20 protein-coding genes and 1 tRNA gene are annotated in these 22,274 nt (G+C 72.8%); 9 read left to right on the top strand and 12 right to left on the bottom strand.

Translation table 11 applies throughout. The features are described from left to right. Window positions 1–190: 190 nt before the first annotated feature. Complete coding sequence (locus PV789_RS00685; protein ID WP_274975686.1) at window positions 191–2,485, bottom strand: DEAD/DEAH box helicase; 2,295 nt, start codon at window positions 2,483–2,485, stop codon at window positions 191–193. Between the two features lie 233 nt (window positions 2,486–2,718). Here PV789_RS00685 and PV789_RS00680 point away from each other — a divergent pair, with 233 nt between their 5' ends. Then, a complete protein-coding gene (locus PV789_RS00680) occupies window positions 2,719–3,066 on the top strand; it encodes an STAS domain-containing protein (RefSeq protein WP_013156307.1) in 348 nt (115 codons plus the stop codon). A gap of 13 nt (window positions 3,067–3,079) precedes the next feature. Next, window positions 3,080–3,628 carry an ATP-binding protein gene (locus PV789_RS00675; RefSeq protein ID WP_013156306.1) on the top strand — a complete coding sequence of 183 codons (549 nt, stop codon included), beginning with the start codon at window positions 3,080–3,082 and terminating at the stop codon, window positions 3,626–3,628. 301 nt (window positions 3,629–3,929) lie between these two features. On the opposite strand, the gene PV789_RS00670 is transcribed toward PV789_RS00675, so the two are convergent. The 3 genes from PV789_RS00670 to nth all read right to left on the bottom strand — a co-directional run bounded on the left by PV789_RS00670 (window position 3,930) and on the right by nth (window position 6,906). After that, window positions 3,930–5,108 (bottom strand): MarP family serine protease, encoded by a 1,179-nt coding sequence (locus PV789_RS00670; RefSeq protein WP_274975685.1) that lies wholly within the window; start codon window positions 5,106–5,108, stop codon window positions 3,930–3,932. 21 nt (window positions 5,109–5,129) lie between these two features. After that, complete coding sequence (locus tag PV789_RS00665; protein WP_274975684.1) at window positions 5,130–5,783, bottom strand: NUDIX hydrolase; 654 nt, start codon at window positions 5,781–5,783, stop codon at window positions 5,130–5,132. 376 nt (window positions 5,784–6,159) lie between these two features. Next, a complete protein-coding gene (gene nth / locus PV789_RS00660) occupies window positions 6,160–6,906 on the bottom strand; it encodes an endonuclease III (RefSeq protein WP_013156303.1) in 747 nt (248 codons plus the stop codon). 289 nt (window positions 6,907–7,195) lie between these two features. On the opposite strand from nth, the gene PV789_RS00655 reads away from it, so the two are divergent. Beyond that, window positions 7,196–7,882, top strand: a complete 687-nt coding sequence (locus tag PV789_RS00655; RefSeq protein WP_013156302.1) for a Crp/Fnr family transcriptional regulator — start codon at window positions 7,196–7,198, stop codon at window positions 7,880–7,882. A gap of 197 nt (window positions 7,883–8,079) precedes the next feature. Here the strand turns inward: PV789_RS00655 and PV789_RS00650 are convergent, their stop codons facing one another. The 4 genes from PV789_RS00650 to sp36 form a co-directional block, all read right to left on the bottom strand. Then, window positions 8,080–8,886: an MBL fold metallo-hydrolase gene (locus PV789_RS00650; protein WP_274975683.1), complete on the bottom strand. Its 807-nt coding sequence runs from the start codon at window positions 8,884–8,886 to the stop codon at window positions 8,080–8,082. Between the two features lie 81 nt (window positions 8,887–8,967). Further along, a complete protein-coding gene (locus PV789_RS00645) occupies window positions 8,968–9,861 on the bottom strand; it encodes an NUDIX hydrolase (protein WP_274975682.1) in 894 nt (297 codons plus the stop codon). 71 nt (window positions 9,862–9,932) lie between these two features. Beyond that, a complete protein-coding gene (locus tag PV789_RS00640; protein WP_274975681.1) occupies window positions 9,933–10,394 on the bottom strand; it encodes a RidA family protein in 462 nt (153 codons plus the stop codon). Then, complete coding sequence (sp36, locus tag PV789_RS00635) at window positions 10,394–10,567, bottom strand: Sp36 family protein (protein ID WP_013156298.1); 174 nt, start codon at window positions 10,565–10,567, stop codon at window positions 10,394–10,396. Before sp36 ends, PV789_RS00640 begins: the two co-directional genes overlap by 1 nt. Window positions 10,568–10,718: 151 nt before the next feature. On the opposite strand from sp36, the gene bagA reads away from it, so the two are divergent. Continuing rightward, window positions 10,719–11,765, top strand: coding sequence for an ATPase BagA (bagA, locus tag PV789_RS00630; RefSeq protein WP_274975680.1), 1,047 nt, complete (start codon window positions 10,719–10,721; stop codon window positions 11,763–11,765). Beyond that, complete coding sequence (gene bagB / locus PV789_RS00625) at window positions 11,762–12,907, top strand: ArsA family ATPase (protein ID WP_274975679.1); 1,146 nt, start codon at window positions 11,762–11,764, stop codon at window positions 12,905–12,907. The genes bagA and bagB overlap by 4 nt, the downstream gene beginning before the upstream one ends. Before the next feature lie 14 nt (window positions 12,908–12,921). Here bagB and PV789_RS00620 read toward each other — a convergent pair whose 3' ends face one another. Continuing rightward, entirely contained in the window at window positions 12,922–13,245 is a 324-nt protein-coding gene (locus tag PV789_RS00620) for a WhiB family transcriptional regulator (RefSeq protein ID WP_274975678.1), read from the bottom strand. Window positions 13,246–13,679: 434 nt separating this feature from the next. On the opposite strand from PV789_RS00620, the gene PV789_RS00615 reads away from it, so the two are divergent. Continuing rightward, window positions 13,680–16,049, top strand: a complete 2,370-nt coding sequence (locus tag PV789_RS00615) for a penicillin-binding protein (protein WP_274978012.1) — start codon at window positions 13,680–13,682, stop codon at window positions 16,047–16,049. Window positions 16,050–16,202: 153 nt separating this feature from the next. Here the strand turns inward: PV789_RS00615 and PV789_RS00610 are convergent, their stop codons facing one another. After that, a complete protein-coding gene (locus PV789_RS00610) occupies window positions 16,203–16,658 on the bottom strand; it encodes a GatB/YqeY domain-containing protein (protein ID WP_274975677.1) in 456 nt (151 codons plus the stop codon). A 158-nt stretch (window positions 16,659–16,816) separates the two neighbouring features. Here PV789_RS00610 and PV789_RS00605 point away from each other — a divergent pair, with 158 nt between their 5' ends. Continuing rightward, on the top strand, window positions 16,817–17,737 hold the full coding sequence (locus tag PV789_RS00605) for a metallophosphoesterase (protein ID WP_274975676.1): 921 nt from the start codon (window positions 16,817–16,819) through the stop codon (window positions 17,735–17,737). A gap of 73 nt (window positions 17,738–17,810) precedes the next feature. After that, window positions 17,811–17,884 (top strand) — tRNA-Pro (locus PV789_RS00600). A 230-nt stretch (window positions 17,885–18,114) separates the two neighbouring features. On the opposite strand, the gene PV789_RS00595 is transcribed toward PV789_RS00600, so the two are convergent. Further along, entirely contained in the window at window positions 18,115–19,662 is a 1,548-nt protein-coding gene (locus tag PV789_RS00595) for a serine hydrolase domain-containing protein (RefSeq protein ID WP_274975675.1), read from the bottom strand. A gap of 253 nt (window positions 19,663–19,915) precedes the next feature. Further along, complete coding sequence (locus PV789_RS00590) at window positions 19,916–20,434, bottom strand: lytic polysaccharide monooxygenase auxiliary activity family 9 protein (protein WP_212641976.1); 519 nt, start codon at window positions 20,432–20,434, stop codon at window positions 19,916–19,918. Between the two features lie 611 nt (window positions 20,435–21,045). Between PV789_RS00590 and PV789_RS00585 the strand changes: the two genes are divergently transcribed. Further along, a complete protein-coding gene (locus tag PV789_RS00585) occupies window positions 21,046–22,101 on the top strand; it encodes a DUF4037 domain-containing protein (RefSeq protein WP_274975674.1) in 1,056 nt (351 codons plus the stop codon). The last annotated feature ends 173 nt before the right edge of the window (window positions 22,102–22,274 follow it).

Genomic DNA, 22,274 nt, shown 5'->3' with positions numbered 1-22,274 from the left:
AGCGTGGGAGCAGGAGCTGGTACGGGAGCGGACATGGCGGCCTTCCTGGCGGGGGCCGACTGGTCCGGCCCTCTTCCTCCAGGTTCGGCGGGCCGGAGCCGACGCGAAAGTCCCCTCCCCAGCCTGTGGATAACTTCCTCCGCGCCTCCGCGTTCCGTCCACAGGCTGTGGACGGCACCGGGTCTCTCCCTCAGCCCCCGCCGCCCGCGAGCACCTCGTCGAGCAGGCGCAGCGCACCGGCCTTGCTCAACGGCTCGTTGCCGTTACCGCACTTGGGCGACTGGATGCACGACGGGCAGCCCTGGTCGCACTCGCAGTCGGCGATGGCCGCGCGGGTCGCGGACAGCCACTCGCGCGCCGCCGCGTACCCCCGTTCGGCGAAGCCCGCGCCGCCCTCGTACCCGTCGTAGACGAACACCGTCAGCCTGCCGGTGTCAGCGTGCATCGAGGTGGACACCCCGCCGATGTCCCAGCGGTCGCAGGTCGCCAGCAGCGGCAGCAGTCCGATCGCGGCGTGCTCGGCGGCGTGGGCGGCGCCCAGCAGCCCCACGTCCTCCCGGCGCAGCCGCTCCTCTCCCTCGGCGGGCAGCGTCCACCACACCGCGCGGGTGTCGAGGGTGCGCTCGGGCAGGTCCAGCGACTGCTCCCCCAGGACCGAACCGGTGCGCACGTCCCTGCGCAGGAACCCGACCACCTGGCGCACCACCTGCACCTCACCGAAGTACACGGTGGCCCCGCCCGGCCACTCCTCCTGGCGCAGCACCGAACGGACCGTGATGTCGGTGGTGTCGCGCGCCCACGTGCTGTAGGGCGGCTCCGCAGGGTGGACCAGGGCGACTCCCTCGTCGAGGTCGAGGTCGTCGACCAGGTACGTGTCCCCCTGGTGCAGGTAGACCGCGCCGGGGTGGACGGTGCCGTGGGCGGCGGGCTCGTCCACCTCGCCGAGCAGCTGGCCGCTGCCGGTGTCGACGATCTGCACGGGCGGCCCGCCCGACCCGCGGATATCGGCCAGGTCACTGGCACGTTCATTGCTCGTCCAGAACCAGCCCCGTGGACGCCTCCGCAGCAGGCGGCGCTCGACGAGTTCGGCGAGCCGCTCCTCGGTCGTCGCCCCGAAGAGGTCGAAGTCGCCCTTGGTGATCGGCAGTTCCTGGGCGGCCGCGCACAGGTGCGGCCCCAGGATGTGCGGGTTTTCCGGATCGAGGACGGTCGCTTCTACGGACCGGCCGAAAATGGCCTCAGGGTGGTGCGCCAGGTAGGTGTCCAAAGGGTCGTCGCGGGCGATGAACACCGCGAGCGCGTCCTCCCCGCGCCGCCCGGCGCGGCCCGCCTGCTGCCACAGCGACGCGAGGGTCCCCGGCCACCCGGCGATGAGCACCGCGTCCAGGCCGCTGATGTCCACCCCCAGTTCCAGGGCGTTGGTGCTGGCCAGGCCGAGGATCTCCCCCGAGCGCAGGGCCTCCTCCAGCTCACGGCGCTCCGAGGCCAGGTATCCGCCCCTGTAGGCGGCCACCCTCCCGGCCAGGGCGTGGTCGCCGCGCTCGGACAGCAGGCGCTGGGTGGTCAGCGCGACCACCTCCGCGCCCTGCCGGGAGCGGACGAACACCAGGGTGCGCACACCGTCGCGTACCAGGTCGGCGAGCATCTCGGCGGCCTGCGAGGGCGCCGTCCTGCGGATCGGCGCCCCGTGCTCGCCGGTCAGGTCGGTCAGCTCCGGCTCCACCAGCGCCACGGACATCCCCGGACGCGGGGAACCGTCCCGGCTGACCGCCGTGACGGGCACACCGGTCAGCCGGGTGGCGCTCTCGGCGGGGCTGCCGGAGGTGGCCGAGGCGAGCACGAACACCGGACGCGACCGGTAGCGGGCGCACACGCGGCGCAGCCGACGCAGGATCTGCGCGACGTGCGAACCGAAAACCCCCCGGTATCGGTGCGCCTCGTCGATCACCACGTAGCGCAGCCGACGCAGGAAGCGCGCCCACGCCCCGTGCCGGGGCAGGATGCCGTGGTGCAGCATGTCCGGGTTGGTGAGCACGTAGTTGCCGTGCTCGCGCACCCAGGAGCGCTCCTCCGACGAGGTGTCGCCGTCATAGACGGCTGTCCGCATCCCCGGCAGGGAGAGGTCCGTTATCCACCGCAGCTGATCCTGGGCGAGCGCCTTGGTCGGGGAGAGGTAGAGCACGGTTCCGCCCGCGTCAACCGCGTCCACAGCGGGTAGGAGGAAGGCCAGTGACTTTCCCGAGGCGGTGCCCGTGGCTATGATCACATCACGGCCCGAACGTGCGAGGTCGGCGGCTTCGGCCTGGTGGGACCACGGTCCCGTGATCCCCCTGTCGGCGAGCCGTTCGACCAGGTGGGGCGCGGTCCACACCGGCCAGTCCCCGCTCACCCCGTCGTTGCGGGCCACGTGCTCGATGTGGGTCACCTGTGGGTACCGGGTATCGTCACGCCACACACCGGGAAGCACGGGCTCCGGTCGGCTCATCCGAGACCCCTCCTCACTGGTACGCGTTCGAGGCCCGCAGGCGCCTCCTACCCAAGGGTGGAGCACTGGGACATTGGTTTCAGTGTGACATCCGGGGGAACAGTGGCGCGGTGTCACGGTTTTTCTGTGCATCACAGGAAGACGCACTCGACACGCGTGGTTGAATGCGTGCTGGTGGGGTAACGCCCGGCAGAGATCATTCGCGTTTTTCGCGGTTCGGCGCTGGAGGACTAGTGGACTTGAAGCTTGATCATTACACCGAGGGCGACACCGAGATCGTCGTCGTTGAGGGTGAGATCGATGTCTATACCGCGCCCCGGCTCCGCGAGCTGCTGATCGACCTGGTCAACAAGGGCAACTTCCACCTCGTGGTCAACATGGAGAAGGTGGAGTTCCTGGACTCGACGGGCCTCGGTGTGCTCGTGGGCGGGCTCAAGCGCGTCCGGGCCCACGACGGGACCCTCGACCTGGTCTGCACCCAGGAGCGCATCCTGAAGATCTTCCGGATCACCGGTCTGACCAAGGTCTTCGGTATCCACGACTCGGTGCAGGAAGCCATCGACAAGCGTTCCGCGAAGTAGCCCCGAGCGAGCGATGGCAACCATCACGCTCACGATCAGCGCGCTCCCCGCTCACGTGCGCACGGCGCGGCTCATGGCCGCCACCGTGGCGCGGCGGGCGGGTATCGCCGCCTCAGCGATCGACGAGATCAGGCTGGCGGTCGGTGAGGCGTGTTCCCGGGCGGTGGCGGCGCACAAGCTGCACTGCCCCACACAGCCGATCCTGCTCCAGCTGATCGACGGCAGCGGGCCTGATCCGGCGTCGGAGTCCCGCACCGACGCCACGAGCAGCATCCTGCGCGCCAACGGGAGCGCGACGCAACGTTTCGAGGTCGTCGTCTCCGACCGTGCCCCCGCCAAGGACACGGAGGAGCCCGCCAACCCGTCCCTGCTCGACGGGCTCTTCCTGGACGGTGAGGACACGCCTCCCGGCGGGATCTCCGGGTTCTCCCCGGGGCTGGGCCTGGCGGTCATCACGGGCCTGGCCGACGAGGTGAAGATCGACCCCAGCGACCGGGGGACCGTGGTGCGGATGAGCTGGCCGCTGGCCACGGAGCACTCGCCCGACCCGAGTTCCAACTAGGGTCGGCCGGGCCGGTACCCGAACGCTCACGAGGGCGCCTCCCCGCGGGGAGGCGCCCTCGGTGCGTCACGGGGCCGACCGACGCACGGTGGGTCCTTGGTGACCGCGAGGCCTGCGCCGACGCGCCCGCGGGCCCCTGGGCGGCCGTGGGGCCTGGAGCGGCCGTGGGGCGCGGGGCCCGGAGCGAAGGCGGGCAGCACGGTGCCGACCGTGCCTCCGGGCCCCCTGTACATCCAGTCAACCGCCTCCCGCACGCCCCCGGAAGCCCCGGACCCGGCCTGTGGACGACGGAGCCGCGCGGTCAGTCGCAGGCCTGGGAGGAGACCTGCTCGTTGTTCTCCAGGCCGCTCCGGGCGTTCTCCGCGACCTCGTCGGCGGTGAGCACGTAGCCCGTCTCGGGCTCGTTCGTGGCGGCGGCGAAGACCACCCCGTACACGGTGCCGTCCGGCGACAGCAGCGGGCCGCCGGAGTTGCCCGGGCGCACCACGGCGCGCACCTGGTAGATCTCCCGGCTCACCTGCTGGGAGTGGTAGAAGTCCGGCCCCTGCGCCGTCTGGCGGGCGCGGACGCGCGCCGGGACGGCCGTGAAGCCGCTGTTGCGCGGGAAGCCCGCCACGACCGCGTCACCGCCCTGCGGGGCCTCGTGGTCGAACTCCAGCGGCTCCAGGTCCAGGCCCGGCACGTGCAGCACCGCCAAGTCCTGCTGGGCGTCGAAGAGCACCAGCGTGGCGTCGAGCTGGTAGCCCTCCCGGGTGACCACCCGCAGGTCGTCGGTGACCCCGGCGACCACGTGCGCGTTGGTCATGATCCGGTCCTCCGCGTAGGCGAAGCCGGTGCCCTCCACGCGGCGCTGGCAGGAGGGCGCGGTGCCCAGCACCTTCACCACGCTGCGGCTCGACTCGATCAGCTCCGGTGTGGTGAGCACGTCCGGGTCCGGCGGCGCCACCTCGGCGAGCTCACCGGTGCCCAGGCCGCTGAACACCTGCGGGAAGGCGCTCTGGTCCACGATCCGGCGGAACGTGGAGAACCCGCTGTGGGCGGCCTCGGGCATCAGCGTGTCCACCGAGTGGAGGATGCGCGAGTCCCTGACCTGTCCCGCGACGAAGGGCAGCGCCGAGTTGGCGACCGTGCTGCCGATGAACCAGGCCACGAGCAGCACCGACAGGCCGCTGATCAGGGCGCCGCCGATGGCGTCCAGGACCCGCGCCGAGTCCCACGTCACCTTGTTGCGGACGAAGGTGCCCAGGTAGGAGAGCAGGAACTGGCCGAGCGCCGCGGACAGGAACACCACGGCGATCGCCAGCAGCGCCTGCCTGCCGGGGTCCTCCACCCACGCCTGGATGGGCTGCGGGGCCGTCAGGGCGGCGAGGACGCCCCCGCCGACGAAGCCCGCGAAGCTGAAGACACCGACGATGAAACCCTGTCGGTACCCCGTCACCGCGAACAGCAGCAGCAGGACGAGCAGGATCACGTCGAGCACATTGCCCTCCAAGAGTGAGCGCTAACCGACCGGCCGCAGGCCCTGCGGGGTTGCTTCGAACACATCGGTGAGACCCTCGTCGCGCCAGGGAAGTTCCCAACCGCCCAGGGCGAGCAGGCTGTCGATCACCGCGCCGGTGAAGCCCCACACGAGCATTCCCTCCACCCGGAAGCCGGGCCCCCAGCGCGGCCCGGCCCCGTAGCGCACCTTGACCCGGTTGGCCGGATCGGCGAGGTCGGCGACGGGTACGCGGGAGACCGCGGCGACCTCGCCCAGGTCGGTCGGCCGCACCTCGCTGGGCTCGCGCCACCAGCCCAGGACGGGCGCCACCCGGAAGTCGCTGAAGCTCAGGTACAGCTCGGGGAGGCGGCCGACGACGTCGACCCCCTCGGGGAGGAGCCCGGTCTCCTCGGCGGCCTCGCGCAGCGCCGCGGCCTCCGGGGAGGCGTCGGAGGGCTCGATCCGGCCGCCGGGGAAGGCGGGCTGTCCGGCGTGGCGGCGCAGGCCCTCGCTGCGCTGGATGAGGAGGAGGTCGGGGCCCCTGGGGCCCTCTCCGAAGAGGATGAGGACGGCGGACTCGCGCCCTCCCTCGGCGGGCGGCCGCATGGGCGGCGGCACGGTCATCGTCTCGGCGGCGTCCGCGAGCGCGGCCAGCCAGAGCGGGATCGAGTTCATGCGGGGAACCTGTTCCGGGAGTCGTCGCGCCGTCGGTGGATCGGAGGGGCCGTGCGCCGGGCTCCTCGCGGGGCCGCGGGGACCGGGCCCGGAGGAGCGCCGCGCGAGGGAGCGCGTCGTTTCCGGGGAGTCATCACGTCGTCGGACCTCCCCCGGCGCCGGCGGGCGGGGGTACCGCCGTCATGCGGGGCGCCGCGGACCGGGATGCCCGCGACGGGGCCGATGTGCGCACACTCACGTGCTCAGGGTACAAACCCCCGGCGCCTGCTCCCGATGCCCGCCCGGCCGCCCCGGGCGTCCGGCGCGCGACCGGGCGCCCGGAGGGGTCGCCCGGCACCGGGTCGGCGCCCCGCGCACCCCGGCGGCCTCGGGGGGCTCAGGAGAAGGAGCGCATCCGCAGCAGCTTGGTCGCGGTGGCGGTGTCCGTGGGCCCCTCGCCGAAGGAGGGGCACAGGCGGGCCAGGCCGCAGGCCCCGCACGCGGGCTTGCGGGAGTGGCAGACGCGGCGGCCGTGCCAGATGACGCGGTGGGAGAGCATCGTCCAGTCCCGGCGCGGGAAGAGCGCGCCGATCTCGTGCTCGACCTTGACCGGGTCCTCCTCGTCGGTCCACCCGAAACGACGGACGAGCCGCCCGAAATGGGTGTCAACGGTGATACCGGGCACATCGAAGGCGTTACCGAGCAGTACGTTTGCGGTCTTTCGCCCTACACCGGGTAGTTTGACCAGGTCGGAGAGTTTCCTCGGAACCTCTCCACCGTGCCGTTCACACAGTTCCTGCCCGAGTCCGATGAGGCTGTTGGCCTTGGCCCGGAAGAAGCCGGTCGAGCGGATCATCTCCTCCAACTCCTCCCGCCGCGCCGAGGCGTAGCCCTCCGCGTCGGGGTAACGGGCGAAGAGGGCGGGGGTGACCTGGTTGACCCGCTTGTCCGTGCACTGGGCGGACAGGATCGTCGCGACCAGCAGTTCCAGGGGGGTCGTGAAGTTCAGTTCGCAGTGGGCGTCCGGGTACAGCTCGATGAGCTCCCGGTACATCCTGCGGGCGCGGCGGACCAGCGCGAGCCGGCTCTCACCGGTGGGCGTGGTCGTCGGCTCGGTCGCGTCTGGTGTGTCACGGGGCATCATCACAGGGTAGGCGTCCCGGTAACGGGGCGGTCCCCGGCCCGGTCTCCGTGTCCGCGCGGCGGCCGGAAGCGGGGCCGCGCCGCCGCCGACGAACGGAGCTATGTAACCAATGTCCGGTGGCGCGGCGCGGACAGCCCTGGTACAGAACTGATGACGGCTAGGATCGCAGGGGCTGACGTCGGCTGTTGTGGGCAGTTGTCTCTCGGCGGACAAGCCGGGATCACGACCTGGTTTCACACCCGGGTGCGATATACGTCACACTGTTGGCGGTCAGGTTTTAGGAGGACGTGTGGTGGACGAGATCAACGAGGTGCTGCGGAAGGCCCCTCTGTTCGAGGCGCTGGACGAGGAGGACACGGCCGCACTCCGCTCCTCGGTGAACGAGGTGCGTCTCGGCCGCGGCCAGACCCTGTTCAGCGAGGGTGACGAGGGCGACCGCCTGTACGTCATCCTCAGCGGGAAGGTGAAGCTGACCCGCACGGCCGTGGACGGCCGCGAGAACCTGCTCGGGGTGCTCGGCCCCAGCGAGATGTTCGGCGAGCTGTCGCTGTTCGACCCGCGCCCGCGCACCGCGAGCGCCGTCGCGGTCACCGACTCGGTGCTCGCGGGGCTGGGCCACGACGACCTGCGCCCGTTCCTGTCCAGCCGCCCGCAGGTGTCGCTCCAGCTGCTCAAGGCGCTGGCCGCCCGCCTGCGCCGGACCAACGACGTGATGGCCGACCTCGTCTTCACCGACGTGCCCGGCCGCGTCGCCAAGGCGCTGCTGGAGCTGGCCGACAAGTTCGGCAAGGAGGGCGAGGACGGACTGCACGTCCACCACGACCTCACCCAGGAGGAGCTCGCCCAGCTGGTCGGCGCCTCCCGTGAGACGGTCAACAAGGCCCTCGCCGAGTTCGCCCTGCGCGGCTGGCTGCGGATCGAGGCCAAGGCCGTCGTCCTGCTCGACGTCGAGCGGATGCGCCGCCGCGCCCGCTAGGTCTTGTTCCTCGGGCGGGGACTCCCGGGGGCGCCGACGTTCGCGCCCCGTGCCGGGGTTCCCCGGGCCTGAACGCTGTGTGGCCGCTCCCCCGCGGGGTGGGCGGCCACAGCCGTGTCCGGATCCGTCCGCGCCCGGCGCCCCGGAGTACGGGGGCCGCAGCGCCCCGGCCCCAGGCTCGGGGGAGCGCTCGCCGTCTAGGCCTCGACGCCCTCGGGCAGTTCGCCGCGCGCCGAGAGGTAGCGCAGCTGGGCGCGCACCGACGAGGCGGCCGCGAACCGGATCTGCTCGGTGACGTCGGGGTAGACGCGGTCGACGATCTGCTCGACCCCGGTCGCCCCCGCGCGCACCGCGTCCAGGACCTGTCCGAGGCGCGACTCGCGGTGGTCGACGTAGGAGTCCAGCACCGCCGACGGGGCCGTGATGATCGGGCCGTGGCCGGGCAGCAGGGTGCGCACGTCGTGCTCGCGCACCAGGGAGCGCAGCCGGTACAGCGACTCCATGTAGGGGCCCAGCCCGTCGTCGCCGTCGATCACCGTGGTGCCGTGGCCCAGGACCGTGTCGCCGGTCAGGATGGTGTTGTCGGCCTCCACCATGAGGCAGACGGAGTCCTCGGTGTGACCGGGGGTGGCGATCACCCGCACCCGCAGGCCGTCGGCCTCCAGGACCTCTCCGTCGGACAGGCCGCGTCCGCCGACCCTGGTCCCCGGGTCGACCGCGTGCACGGGGGCTCCGGTCAGCTCCGAGAAGTACCGGGCGCCCTCCCCGTGGTCGGGGTGGCGGTGGGTCACCACGGCCATCAGCACCTGGGCGCCCTGCTCCTGCACGGTCCGCGCCACGCGCTCAAGGTGGCGTTCGTCGTGGGGGCCGGGGTCGACCACCACGACCCCGCGCGCGCCCGGCTCCCGCAGGATCCAGGTGTTGGTGCCCTCCAGCGTCATCGGGCCGGGATTGGGGCACAGCACGCAGCTGGCGCGCAGTGTCCCGGAACCGTCGATCCTCATCGCACCTCGCTTCGCTCGCCGAACCGGACCGGGGAGCGGCCGGTGAGTCCGGCACGCGCGGCCCCGCCGCCCGGCGGCCCCTCAGGGGGTCGCGTCGGGCCTCGGGAGGGGGTAGTCCACCCCGTTCGGCGCCACGACGCGCAACTGGCCGCCGACCTCCCGGACAACCGGCTCAATGGGGACGATATCCCGTCGGGCCTCCCGTACTCCCCGGAGGGTCCGGCAGTCCGCGAGTTCGGCGCAGTTCACGACCGTGGGCGGCAGCATCGGCATCCGGCCCGCCTCCCACTCGCCGTGGACGGCGGCGGGGTCGGTCCACCGGGTGAGGTCGGCCTCGCCGCCGACGTCGCGCGAGGCCTGCCCCGGGGGGAGCTCGGCCGTGAAGAACCAGGTGTCGTAGCGGCGCGGCTCGGCCCTCGGGGTGATCCAGCGCGACCACGCGCGCAGCCACTCCGAGCGGAGCAAGAGGCCGCGCCGGGTCAGGACCTCGGTGAAGGAGCGGGAGCGGTCGATCAGCCCCAGCCGGTCCCGCTCCCAATCCTCGGAGGCGGTGTCGAGCGTGACGGCGTCCTCGCCCGCGCGCCCGGGTTCGCCGGCCAGCAGGACGCCGGTCTCCTCGAAGGTCTCGCGGACCGCGGCGCACACCAGCGCCCGGGCCGTGCGCACGTCGGTGCCCAGCGTGCGCGCCCACTCCTCGGGGCCGGGGCCGGTCCAGGGAAGGTCGCCGTCGGCGTCGCGCGCGTCCACCCCGCCGCCGGGGAAGACGTAGGCGCCCGGGGCGAACCCCATGGAGCGGACCCTGCGCATGAGCAGGACCTCCACGGGGCCGTCCGCGCCCCCGTCCCGGACGCCGCCGCGGGGGCGCAGGAGCATGACCGTGGCGGCCGGGCGGGGAGCGACGGCGCCGCCGGGCGCGGAGCCGTCCGGCGCCGCGTCCCCTCGCCCGGTGCCGTCGCCTGCCGGGACGTCGCGCATCGGCGTACCCTCCTCCTCGGGGACAGAGCGCCGCGAGACGGGGGCCGCCGCCCCGGAAGAGGGCGACCCGCTCAGCGGACCTCGACGATCATCTCAACCTCGACCGGTGCGTCCAACGGCAGGGCGGCCACGCCCACGGCGGCGCGCGCGTGCACACCGGCCTCGCCGAAGACCTCGGCCAGCAGGTCGCTGGCCCCGTTCACCACACCGGGCTGTCCCGTGAAGTCGGGGGTGCTGGCCACGAAGCCGCCCACCTTGACCACGCGGACCACGCCGGACAGCTCGCCGATCTCGGCGCGCACCGCGGCCACCGCGTTCAGCGCGCACCGCGCGGCCAGCTCCTTGGCCGTCTCCGGGGTGACCTCGGCGCCGACCTTGCCCGTGGCGGGGAGCTTCCCGTCCACGAACGGCAGCTGGCCGGACACGTAGACGTGGTCGCCGCTGCGCACCGCGGGCGTGTACGACGCGACCGGCGCGGCCACCTCGGGCAGGGTCAGGCCCAGCTCGGCGATCCGCTCCTCGGGGGTGGCCATCACAGCTCCCGCTTCATGTACGCGACGTACTGCTGGTTGCGGGGGTCGGTGCCCTCCGGCAGCGGAGCAGGCACGACGGAGACGAGCTCCCAGCCGTCGGCGCCCCAGTTGTCCAGGATCTGCTTGGTGGCGTGCGACAGCAGCGCCACCGTCTGGTACTCCCACTTGCTCATGCGTCCCTCACCCTTGCTCTCTCACCGGCGGACCGCCCCACAGCGGGGCGCCGCACGTCAACGCCGCCACCTTACTCATCCGCGTGCCCCCGCGTGCCCACCGCGGCACCGCTCCCGGCCCCGCTTGGAACGCCCGCATAGACTGCCTGGAGTGAGCGAGAGCGAGCACGGACCGAAGCCTCCGGGGGAGGCCTGCGCGGGAGCACGACTGCACATCGTCACCGGCAAGGGCGGGACCGGCAAGACCACGGCCGCCGCCGCGCTGGCGCTGGCGCTGGCCTCCGGCGGCGCGAGGGTGCTCCTGGTCGAGGTGGAGGGCCGCCAGGGCGTCGCCACCCTCCTCGGCAGCCCGCCGCTGCCCTACGAGGAGCGGGAGATGATGGCCGCGCCCGGCGGCGGCAGCGTGAGCGTGCTGGCGGCCGACGCCGAGGCGGCGCTGCTGGAGTACCTGGAGATGTTCTACGGGATGCGCCGGGCGGGCCAGGCGCTGAACCGGCTGGGCGCCGTGGACTTCGCCACCACCATCGCCCCCGGGCTGCGCGACGTCCTGCTCACCGGCAAGGCCACCGAGGCGGTGCGGCGCCGCCGGGGCGGCCGCCGCAGGTCCGCCGAGAGCGCGCCGACGGCCCCCTTCCACTACGACGCGGTGGTGATGGACGCACCGCCCACCGGACGGATCGCCCAGTTCCTCAACGTGAACTCCGAGGTGGCGGGGCTGGCCCGCGTGGGGCCGATCCGCAACCACGCCGACCGGGTCATGGAGGTCATCCGCTCGGGGCAGACCCGGGTGCACTTCGTGTCCCTGCTGGAGGAGATGCCCGTCCAGGAGACCCGGGACGGGATCGCCGAGGTCGGCGGGCTGGGGCTCAACGTCGGCGCGGTGCTGGTGAACATGGTGCGGCGGCCGCTGCTGGACGAGGCCGACCTGGCCGCCGCGGCGGAGGGGGAGACCGACCTGGACGCGCTGGCCGCCGGGCTGAAGGAGGCGCGTCTGGAGGACGCGCGGGAACTCGCGGCGTCGCTGGCCGCGGAACTGCGCGCCCACGCCCTGCGCGTGCGGCTGGAGCGCCGGATGCGTTCGGACCTGGAGGATCTGGACCGCCCGCTGCTGGAGCTGCCGCTGCTGGAGGGCGGTGTGGACCGCGCCGCGCTGGACTCCCTGGCGCGGCGGCTGGTCGAGCAGGGGGTGCGGCTGTGAGCGCGGCGGTGGAGGCCGGGCGCCTGGACGTGGACGCCCTCGTGGACGACCCCGGCACGCGGATCATCGTGTGCTGCGGCGCGGGCGGGGTCGGCAAGACCACGACGGCCGCGGCGCTGGGGCTGCGCGCCGCCGAGCGCGGGCGGCGGGCCGTGGTGATCACCGTGGACCCGGCGCGGCGGCTGGCCCAGTCCCTGGGGCTGGAGTCGCTGGACGACACGCCGCGGCCGGTCCCGCTGCCGGAGGGGTCGGGCGGCAGCCTGCACGCCATGATGCTCGACATGAAGCGGACCTTCGACGAGGTCGTCAGGGAGCACGCGGACCCCGAGCGCGCCCGGCAGATCCTGGCCAACCCCTTCTACCAGACCCTCTCCACGAGCTTCTCGGGCACGCAGGAGTACATGGCCATGGAGAAGCTGGGCCAGCTGCGCCAGTCGGGGGACTGGGACCTGATCGTGGTGGACACCCCGCCCAGCCGGTCCGCGCTGGACTTCCTGGACGCGCCCAAGAGGCTCGGCCGCTTCCTGGACGGACGCCTGATCCGTTTCCTGAGCGCCCCTGCCAGCACGGGGGCCTTCCGGCTGATCGGCGCCGGGTTCAACCTGGTGACCTCGGCGGTCAGCAAGGTCGTGGGCGCCCAGCTCCTCGACGACCTGCGGTCCTTCGTCGCCGCGTTCGACACGGTGTTCGGCGGTTTCCAGAAGCGCGCCGAGCGCACCTACCGGTTGCTCCAGGCGCCGGGGACGGCCTTCGTGGTGGTGGCCGTGCCGGACACGGACGCGATGCGCGAGGCGGCCTACTTCGTGGAGCGGCTGGCCACCGACGCCATGCCGTTGGCCGGACTGGTGGTCAACCGGACGCATCCGCTGCCGGAGGGGGCGGGCGGAACCCTGGACGCGCACGAGGCGGTCGCCGCGGCGGAGGCGCTGGAGCGTTCGGGCACGCGGACACCGGCCTCGGCGGCCCTGCGGCTGCACGCGGAGAGGGTGCGCACGCGCGGGCGCGAGGTACGGCTGAGGGACGCCCTGCTGGCGGAGCACGGCGGTGTGCGCGTGGCCGAGGTGGCCGCCATGCCGGAGGACGTGCACGACCTGGCGGGGCTGCGCGACGTCGGCGAGGAGCTGGCGGGCCGGGGCCGGTAGGGCGTTGCCGGAACTCAGGCCGCCGAGGTGCCCTCGGCGTGCTCGGCGGCGTAGCTGGCGAGGTCGACGTCACCCTCCCTGCGGGCCTCCTCCAGGAGCGGGCCCCAGCTGGTGACGCCGGGGTGCTTGCGCAGCAGGGCGCGGCGCTCGCGTTCGGTCATGCCGCCCCAGACGCCGAACTCGACCCGGTTGTCGAGGGCGTCGGTCAGGCAGTCGGTGCGTACCGGGCACTCCTGGCAGATGAGTTTGGCGCGGTGCTGCGCCGCGCCCTGGACGAACAGCGCGTCGGGGTCCACCCGCCGGCACAGCGCCCTGGTCGTCCACTGGTCGGTCCACATGCCTCTACTCCCCTGTGCGCACCCGGTCCCCGCGCCAGCGGATCCGGACCCGGGGCACGCGTGTGCCCCGGCCGGAGGGACCGTGGGCTCCCGCTGCCGCGTGGGGTGCGGTGGTCGACGCCCACCCCTGTTGCCTAGAAGTTACGGATTCGTTCGCCGCGCCAACAGAACCCGATGGACCCCCTTCACGTCTCACCAATATGGCCCGCTCGGGCCATTGCGTGGGGGCCCGGTGGCTCTGCGCACCGGACGGGGTGGGCGTGCCGCGCCGCCGAACCGGTCAGTGCCCGGCCGGCGATAGGCATGAAAAGATGTCATGGGGGCACAGCCCGCGGTACGCGGGTCATTTCCGCGCGTTCGCGCACTATCCGTTCCACATCGGACCACTTCGCACGTACGTGGTCACCTAGTCTGATGGGGTGGGTCAGGGGACATTGCTTCAAAGAATCAGCCAACTGGTCGGCGTCGGCGTCGTCGCTGGGCTCCTCGTCGCCGCGCTCGCGCTCCCCGCCGTCGGCGGGCTGGGCATCACGGCGCGCAACGTGGCCAGCGGCTTCCTGGAGATGCCCAGCAATCTGGAGACTCCGCCGCCTCCTCAGAGATCGACGATCTATGACAGCGAGGGCGGCGTCATCGCGGAGATCTTCGACCAGAACCGCGAGCTCGTCGAGATCGAGGACATCTCGCCGGTCATGATCGACGCGATCCTCGCCATCGAGGACTCCCACTTCTACGAGCACGGCGGCATGGACGTGTCGGGCACGCTGCGCGCCGCGATCCGCACGCTCAACGGCGACACCCAGGGCGCGTCCTCGATCACCCAGCAGTACGTCAAGAACGTCCAGATCGAGGCGGCCACCACCCAGGAGGAGCTGGAGGAGGCCTCCGAGACGACGATCGCCCGCAAGATCCGGGAGCTGCGCTACGCCGTCGCCCTGGAACAGCGGATGACCAAGGACGAGATCCTCGAGGGCTACCTCAACATCGCCTACTTCAGCGACGGCGCCTACGGGGTCGAGTCCGCCGCGCAGCACTTCTTCCAGGTGCCCGCCAGCGACCTGGAGCTGCACCAGGCCGCCACCATCGCGGGCCTGGTCCGCTACCCCTACCTCTACAACCCCCGTTTCTTCCCCGAGCAGACCACCGACCGCCGCAACGTCGTGCTCGACCGCATGGTGGCCACCGGCGCCATCACCGAGGCGGAGGCCGAGGAGGCCAAGCAGGTCCCGATGGAGGTGGAGATCTCCACCCCGCCCAACGGCTGCGTGCCCAGCGACCAGCCGTTCTTCTGCGACTACGTCGTCCAGGAGATCGAGAAGGACGAGCGCTTCGGCCAGAACGAGACCGAGCGGGCGCGCTGGCTGCGCACCGCCGGACTCCAGATCCACACCACGCTCGACCCGCAGACCCAGGTGTCGGCGCAGGAGGCCGTGGACGAGTGGGTCCCGCGCGAGAACGAGTCCCGCAAGGTGGCCGCCGAGGTGGTCATCCAGCCGGGCACCGGCCACATCCTGGGCATGGTGCAGAGCCGCAACTACGGGCCCGACGAGAGCAAGCTCGGCGAGACCTCCATCAACTTCGCCACCGACGCGGACCGGGGCGGCAGCAGCGGCTTCCAGGCGGGTTCCACGTTCAAGGCCTTCACCCTGGCGGCGGCGCTGGCCGAGGGTATGCCGTTCGGCACCTCGTTCAACTCACCGACCACCGTGACCGTCTCCGGGCAGCGCAGCTGCAACGGCGGCACCCTGAGCCCCTGGTCGCCCAGCAACGCCGGCGACACCAACTCCAACACCACGCACAACATGATGACCGGGACGAGGGCCTCGTCCAACACCTACTTCGCGCAGCTCCAGGCGCGGGCGGGCATCTGCGACGTGATGGAGATGGCCGAGGACCTGGGGCTGCGGCGCGCGGACGGCACGCTGTTCACCGAGAACGAGCGGACGCTGGCCAACAGCAGCTTCACCCTGGGCAGCGAGGAGGTCTCCCCCCTGCGGGTGGCCAACGCCTACTCGGTCTTCGCCTCGGGCGGGATCCTGTGCGAGCCGCAGGCCATCACCAAGATCATCGACCAGCACGCGCACGAGACGATCGAGATCGAGCCCGAGTGCGAGCAGGTGATCGACGAGGAGGTGGCCGACGGGGTCAGCTACCTGCTGGAGCAGCCCTTCAACGGCGGCACCGCCGCCTCCCTGGGCATCGGCCGTCCGGCGGCGGGCAAGACCGGTACCACCGACGGCTCGGCCGCGGCCTGGTTCGCCGGGTTCACCCCGCAGATGGCCGGCGCGGTCTTCGTCGGCGACCCGCGCGGCCCGCAGCAGTACCCGCTGCGCAACGTCACCATCGGCGACCGGTACTACGGGGTGGTGTACGGGGGGACGATCCCCGGCCCGATCTGGCAGGAGACCATGCGCGGCGCCCACGAGGGCCTGGACGTCGAGCAGCTTCCGTCGCCGCCGTCGCAGTTCGGCTCGACGTCGGCCCCGCGCTCGGAGGAGGACGCCAGCCCGGCCAGTGACGACGGCGGCGTGCCGGACGTGATCGGCCAGTCCGAGCCGGAGGCGGTGAACGTCCTGGAGGCCGCGGGCTACACGGTGAACGTGTCCTCGACCCGGGTCCGCTCCCCCGAGCCCGAGGGGACCGTGGCCGCGGTCAACCCGGACCCGGGGACGCGGCTGCCGGAGGGGGCCACCGTCAACGTGTTCCTCAGCAGCGGCGGCGGAACCGCCAGCGGGCCTGAGGAGGACGAGGACTGGTTCCCGGTCGCGCCCGCGTCGAACTCCCCCGGCCGGGATGACGACTGAAGCCTGACACGTGAGAGGGGCGGCGGTGCACGCACCGCCGCCCCTTCGCGTTCCCCGCCGTTCCCGGGTGGGAAACGGTCGGGCCGAACCCCGCGGGAACGGGCCGGGTACGGTCCGCCCGGGCCTGACCCGGCCGGGCCCGGCCGGGTCAGGTCATCCGGCCAGCTGGCGCTTGACCTCGGCGGCCACGCGGGCGCCCTCGGCCCGACCGGCGATCTTGGGGTTGACGACCTTCATGACCTGGCCCATAGCGCGGGGGCTGTCGGCGCCGGTCTCGGTGACGGCCTCGGCCACCAGAGACGACAGCTCCTCGTCGGTGAGCTGCTTGGGCAGGTAGTCGGAGATGACCTCGCTCTCGGCCCGCTCGGCCGCGGCCTGCTCGGGCCGTTCGCCCTTGTCGAACGCCTCGGCGGCCTCACGGCGCTTCTTGGCCTCCCGGGTGAGCAGACGGGTGATCTCGTCGTCGCCGAGGGAGCGCGAGGTGCTGCCGGCGGCCTCCTCGGTGGAGATGGCGGCCAGGACCATGCGCAGGGTGCCGGTGCGCACCTTGTCACGCGCCTTGATGGCGGTGGTCAGGTCGTTCTTGAGACGGGCTTTGAGTTCGGACATGAGCCGATCCTACGGCGGGGCGTCACGGGGCCACCAACGGTTTGCGCGCGCGGACGCCGTGCGGGCGCAGCTCACATCGGTCCGGCGGCCCTCGGCGAGGATCCGCACACACGTGCTCCGTGGATCTGCGACGATCTCTGTGACGACGAAGGAGGGCGATGGGCGCCGACAACAGACGAATCCTGCGCCGGGTGGGGCGCGCGGCCGCGATCACGGGCGCCGTCGGAGCGGCGGGACTGGTCTACGCCTCGGTCATCGAGCGCAACTGGTTCCGGCTGCGCCGCTACGAGCTGCCCCTGCTGCCCCCCGGCAGCCCGCGGCTGCGGATCCTGCACCTGTCCGACGCGCACCTGACACCCGACCGGAGGATGCTCATCGAGTGGATCCGGGGGCTGGAGGCCTACGAGCCGGACCTCGTGGTCAACACGGGCGACTCGCTGGCGCACCCGGACGCGGTGGGGCCGTTCACGAAGGCCCTGGGGCCGCTGCTGGACCGGCCGGGCGCGTTCGTGTACGGGTCCAACGACCTGTTCTCGCCGCAGCCGAAGAACCCGGCCCGCTACCTGTGGCGGACCAGCAAGACCGACTACAACAAGCGCCGGACGCCGGACCTGCCCTGGCGCGACCTGGGCGGGGCCATGACCGCGGCCGGGTGGCTGGACCTGAACAACCGCAGGGGTGAGCTGAAGGCGGGCGGGCTCGACGTCGCCCTGGCCGGGGTGCACGACTCGCACATCAAGCTGGACAGGTACGAGGAGGTCGCCGGACCCGCCGACCCGTCGGCGGCCCTGCGCCTGGGCGTGCTGCACTCGCCGGAGCCGTCCAACCTGGACCGGTTCGCGGCCGACGGCTACCAGCTGCTCCTGGCCGGGCACACGCACGGCGGCCAGCTGTGCCTGCCGTTCTACGGGACCCTGGTCACCAACTGCGGGATCGACCGCAAGCGTGCCTGGGGGCTGCACGAGTACGGGGACGCGTGGCTGCACGTGTCCGGCGGTCTGGGCACCTCCCCGTACGCCCCGGTGCGGTTCTGCTGCCGCCCGGAGGCCTCCCTGCTGGACCTCGTGGCCTCCTCCTGACCCTCCTCGGCGCTCCGGCCGAAAACCGTGCGCGAGCACTCCCGGGAGTCCGCTAGACTTGTGGACGTTGCTTCGGGGTGTAGCGCAGCTTGGCAGCGCGCTTCGTTCGGGACGAAGAGGTCGTGGGTTCAAATCCCGCCACCCCGACAAAGGAACGGGTGTCCACACAGGTGGGCACCCGTTCTTCGTTTTCGCGGGTCCGGGGCTTCCCCCTGCCGCTCCTCCCCCTCAGAGCGCACGGCCGGAACCGTCGGCTTGTCGGCTTCCGTGCGCCACCGGTGCGTCAGAGGCGACAGCCCGGGTCCACGCGGTGGGCGCCTTCGGCCCCCTGTCCCCACGGCCCGGGCCGGCCGGGCCGACCGCCGCCCCGGCCTCCGCTAGACCGAGGCCAGCAGGACCAGGAGGACCGCGCTCCCCGCGGTGACGGGAGCCGCCAGCGACCACCGGACCCACGGCCGGACGCCCCTCGCGGTCGGGAGCCGCGGCCACCGGTACGCCCCCACCGGGACGGCGGCGGCCAGGAGGAGCACACCCGCGACCCACGCCCACGGGGTCACCAGATGCCAGAATCCGGCGAGGAACGCGTACGTGAGCGCCGCGGCGCCGCCGATCCAGTGGGACACCAGTCCCAGGCGGTCGGTGGGACGGCGCCACCAGCGGCCGGGGCGCCGCCGTGAGGCGAACCCCAGGGCGAGGAGACCGGGGGTGAGAGCCAGCAGGACCGTCGCGGTCGCGTAGATCCTCTCGCCCGCCGCGTTGTCGGGGCTCGGTTCGTCGACGCCGAGCAGGCGGATGCCGATGTCCTCGCTGAACCGGTGCGTGTTGGACAGGACCACGGCTCCCCGGTCACCGGTGTAACCGATCCACGCCGTGTGGCCGTTGGTCGTGGCGTTGCCGCCGTGGCCGGTGATCGGCACCCCTCCCAGCGTCTCCACGTACCAGCCGAGGCCCTGTTCGCGGCGCTCGACGTCCCCCGGCGCCACGGGACGCACGGCCCCGGCCCCCGGGGCGGTGCCCTCCATCACCGACGCCAGGAGCAGGCCGAGGTCGCCCGCGGTCGTGACCAGCCCTCCCGACGGGCCGGAGGCCTCCGAGCCCTCCGGAACGAGGGGACGCCCGAGATCGGCGTTGTGCACCTGAAAGGGGGCGCCGTCACCGGTGGTCCGGATCGCGCTGTCCTCCATCCCCAACGGGTCGAGGATCCGTTCCCGGACGAGCTGGGCGTAACTGGTCCCGGCGTGCGCCGCCAGGGCGTGCCCGAGCAGGTCGATCCCGGTGTTGGAGTAGTGGTTGCCGCCTCGCAGTGCGGGATCGACCCGCACGTCCTCCGCCACGGTCCGCAGGAACTCCTCGACCGACCCGGGCGGGTCCGGGTGACGTTTGGCCGCGAACTGCCACAACGTCTGGAGCAGGCTGGTCTCCTCCCTGGAGAGGCCCGCGGTGTGTGTCGCCAGCTCCTCCACAGTGACGTCGGCGAGTACTGGATCGGCGAAGTCGACGCCTTCCAGGAGATCACCGACCCGGGCGTGCGGAACGAGTTCACCGCGGTCCACCATGTCGGCGAGCAGCATGCCGGGCAGCACCTTGGCGACCGACGCGGACCCGAACCGGGTGTGCTCCCCCACCGGTTCCCGGTCGGCCCCGGTGCTGCCCAGCCCCGCCGTGCGCACGCGCAGTCCCCCGTCCCCGTCCGTCTCCACGAGCGCGACCGACAGGCCGTGGTACCCCGTGGTGTCGGCGATCCCCCCGCGCACGCGCTCGACCAGCTCCGCGTCCCCGTCGGACTCCGCGCCGAGCTCGTAGGGGCGCGGAGCGACGGCGGACGCGCCGACGGTGACGATGACGAGGACGGCGGTCAGTGCCGTGATCGCCCACCGCCGCGGTCCGCGCGGACGGTGTCGGGCAGAGGGGTCGGACGCGGTCACTCGGGTCTCCTCGTCTCCGGCCGGGTCGTCGGTGATCCGGGCTCGCCCGAACCTACGGCCGCGGAACACGGCGGAGCACTACGGGTGGGCCCCGTTCCGGAGGTGGGGCGGGGCCCACCCCGACCAGCACGAAGGCCGGTCCTACGGGACCGGCCTTCGTCGTGTCCGGGGGCGGACAGGGGGCCTTGTGGGCCGGGAACGACGCGACCCCGGCCCGGGTGCGGGGAACCGGGCCGGGGGAGGCGTCGGGCCGCTAGCGGATGTTCACGTCCACGCAGGCGTAGAAGGCGTTGCCGGTGTCGGCGACGTTCCAGCGGGCCAGGATCGTGTGGCGGCCGTTGTAGCCGGACAGGTCCACGTTGTGCTGGACGGTCGAGTCGGGCCGCGCCCCGCCGTCGTCGAAGTTGGCGATGCGCTGACCGCCGATGAAGTACTCCCAGTTGGCGGTGGCGTGCGTGACGGTCAGGGTCCAGGTGAAGTTCAGCGAGGTGCCGACCTGGGTGACGTGCCAGCCGTGGTTGTCGTCGTCGAGCTCGGAGAATCGGGAGTTGCCACCGGAACAGCTCATCAGGCCCTTGGGGCCCTCCACGCTCTGCGGCTCCCACTGGATGCCGCCGCACTGGACCATGCCCGCGGCGCACTGCGCCTGGCGGCTCATGGGCGCCGAGACGTAGCCGTGCGCGCTGGCCGCACTGGCGGGCATGAGGGTGAAGATCAGAGCGGTGGCCGCGGCGACGGCGGAGGCGGAGCGGATCCTGCTGAGGGTCTTCATTGAACGGGGCCCTTCTCTTCGGGTCACGATCCCGTCCGGCCTCGCGGCGCGGTGCGGGGGGTTCGTAGCGGGGTGACCCGGACCGTTTCCGGCCCAGGAAGTGGAGTGCGTCCGTGGGGGCTCGGATATTTCCCCCGAGGACACCGGACAGTGTTGTCCCGGCCATTCCGGGCGTCCCCGGAATTTCCTTCCACCTGTTGTCGGTAGACCGTAAAGACCCTGTCACTACACGTCAATACCCCTGTTGCGCGCGGGGACGGCGTACCACCGAACCGGCGACTCGGCCGGTCGGGCGCATTCCGGCACTGGTACTGACGGCACTTCCTCCATCATTTGCGCCGCGAACTGGAAAGACACCTTACAGTAGCGATCCCCGGTCTGTCGTAAAACGTTGTGGTCCACCGAGCACCCGAACCGCCTGCCGGACCAGAACTAACCAGAGAGATAGATTCTCCTTACCCCTGCTCCGGCGTGGTCCGACGGCGATCCGTTGGCCGTCCGGCAGCGTCCCCGCGACGGCCCGACTGCGGCGCGGGAAGGACCGGGAAGGACCGGCTCCCGCGCCGGAAAACGCGTGGCCGCCTACGGAGGCCGGACCTAGGCTCTCGGGCATGCCCCCGGTCTTCCTCCCCGGCCTGGAACTGTCCCGGGCCCTGTACACGGACGCGGTCGCACCCCTGCTCGCCCGCGGGCCCCGGCCGGTCGCGCACGCCGCCGCGCTGCTCGGCGCCGGTTCCGAGGTCCTCGGACTGGACACCGAGCGCTCCACCGACCACGGGTGGGGCCCGCGGCTCCAGGTCTTCGTGGACGAACCCGATGAGCGCGACCGCGTGCTGGCGCTGCTCGCCGGGGGCCTGCCCGAGCGGGTGCGCGGCTGGCCGGTCCGGTTCGGCCCGAACGACGGCCCTCCCCAGACCTGGCGGCCCGACGCCGACGCGCCCGACGGCCGCCACCTGGTGGAGGTCAGCGGATCCGGCGACTGGCTGCGGGACCGGCTCGGCTTCGACCCGGGCGAGGGGGTGGGGGCCGCCGACTGGCTCGCCACGCCCACCCAGCGGCTGGCAGAGGTGGTGGGCGGAGCCGTCTTCCACGACGGCGTCGGCGCGGTCACACGGGCCAGGGAGCGCCTGTCCTGGTACCCGGACGACGTGTGGCGGTACGTGCTGGCCTGCCAGTGGCGGCGCGTGTCCCAGGAGGAGGCGTTCGTCGGCCGCTGCGCGGAGGTGGGCGACCGCCTGGGCGCGCGGGTGGTCGCGGCCCGGGTGGTCCGCGACCTCATGCGCCTGGCGCTGCTGCTGGAGCGCCGCTACCCGCCCTACTCCAAGTGGCTGGGAAGCGCCTTCGCCCGCCTGCCCGGGGTCTCGGAGCTGACCCCGCTCCTGGCGCGGGCGCTGGACGCGGACGCCGCGGCCCTCGCCGAGGCGTCCTCCCTGGTGGCCGACCGGCAGAACCGGACCGGCCTCGCCGCCGCCCTGGACATCCGGCCCCGACCGTTCCACGGGCGCCCCTGGCCGGTGCTGGACGCGGCCCGGTTCACCCGTGCCCTGCTGGCGCAGGTCACCGACCCCGGACTGGCCACGCGGCCGCCGGTGGGCGCGGTCGACCAGTTCGCGGACAACACCGACGCGCTGACCCGGCCGGAGGTGTTCCGCGCCCTGGGGCCGTGAGCCGCGTCCCGGCCCACGGAGGCACCCCCGTGGACGGGTCCCCTCCCGACCGTCCTCGGGCCCCGGGCGGGAAGCCCGCCGTCGAGCCGGTCAACTACTCCCCTTTCTCTCCCGTCCCCGGGCCCCGCACACGCCCGGACCGCCCCGTCACCGCGGGTGCGCCCGCGGGGGCG

This window comes from Nocardiopsis camelliae (assembly GCF_028993595.1).
GTDB lineage: Bacteria > Actinomycetota > Actinomycetes > Streptosporangiales > Streptosporangiaceae > Nocardiopsis > Nocardiopsis dassonvillei.
Note: the sequence above shows the minus strand (reverse complement) of the source record. Positions and strands in the feature narration are given on the sequence as shown.

What these genes read in the sequence shown, in the direction of transcription:
- PV789_RS00685 (WP_274975686.1), bottom strand. Translation starts at nt 2,485, where the DNA reads ATGAGCCGACCGGAGCCCGTGCTTCCCGGTGTGTGGCGTGACGATACC.
- PV789_RS00675 (WP_013156306.1), top strand. Translation starts at nt 3,080, where the DNA reads ATGGCAACCATCACGCTCACGATCAGCGCGCTCCCCGCTCACGTGCGC.
- PV789_RS00665 (WP_274975684.1), bottom strand. Translation starts at nt 5,783, where the DNA reads ATGAACTCGATCCCGCTCTGGCTGGCCGCGCTCGCGGACGCCGCCGAG.
- nth (WP_013156303.1), bottom strand. Translation starts at nt 6,906, where the DNA reads ATGATGCCCCGTGACACACCAGACGCGACCGAGCCGACGACCACGCCC.
- PV789_RS00650 (WP_274975683.1), bottom strand. Translation starts at nt 8,886, where the DNA reads ATGAGGATCGACGGTTCCGGGACACTGCGCGCCAGCTGCGTGCTGTGC.
- PV789_RS00645 (WP_274975682.1), bottom strand. Translation starts at nt 9,861, where the DNA reads ATGCGCGACGTCCCGGCAGGCGACGGCACCGGGCGAGGGGACGCGGCG.
- PV789_RS00640 (WP_274975681.1), bottom strand. Translation starts at nt 10,394, where the DNA reads ATGGCCACCCCCGAGGAGCGGATCGCCGAGCTGGGCCTGACCCTGCCC.
- sp36 (WP_013156298.1), bottom strand. Translation starts at nt 10,567, where the DNA reads ATGAGCAAGTGGGAGTACCAGACGGTGGCGCTGCTGTCGCACGCCACC.
- PV789_RS00620 (WP_274975678.1), bottom strand. Translation starts at nt 13,245, where the DNA reads ATGTGGACCGACCAGTGGACGACCAGGGCGCTGTGCCGGCGGGTGGAC.
- PV789_RS00610 (WP_274975677.1), bottom strand. Translation starts at nt 16,658, where the DNA reads ATGTCCGAACTCAAAGCCCGTCTCAAGAACGACCTGACCACCGCCATC.
- PV789_RS00605 (WP_274975676.1), top strand. Translation starts at nt 16,817, where the DNA reads ATGGGCGCCGACAACAGACGAATCCTGCGCCGGGTGGGGCGCGCGGCC.
- PV789_RS00590 (WP_212641976.1), bottom strand. Translation starts at nt 20,434, where the DNA reads ATGAAGACCCTCAGCAGGATCCGCTCCGCCTCCGCCGTCGCCGCGGCC.
- PV789_RS00585 (WP_274975674.1), top strand. Translation starts at nt 21,046, where the DNA reads ATGCCCCCGGTCTTCCTCCCCGGCCTGGAACTGTCCCGGGCCCTGTAC.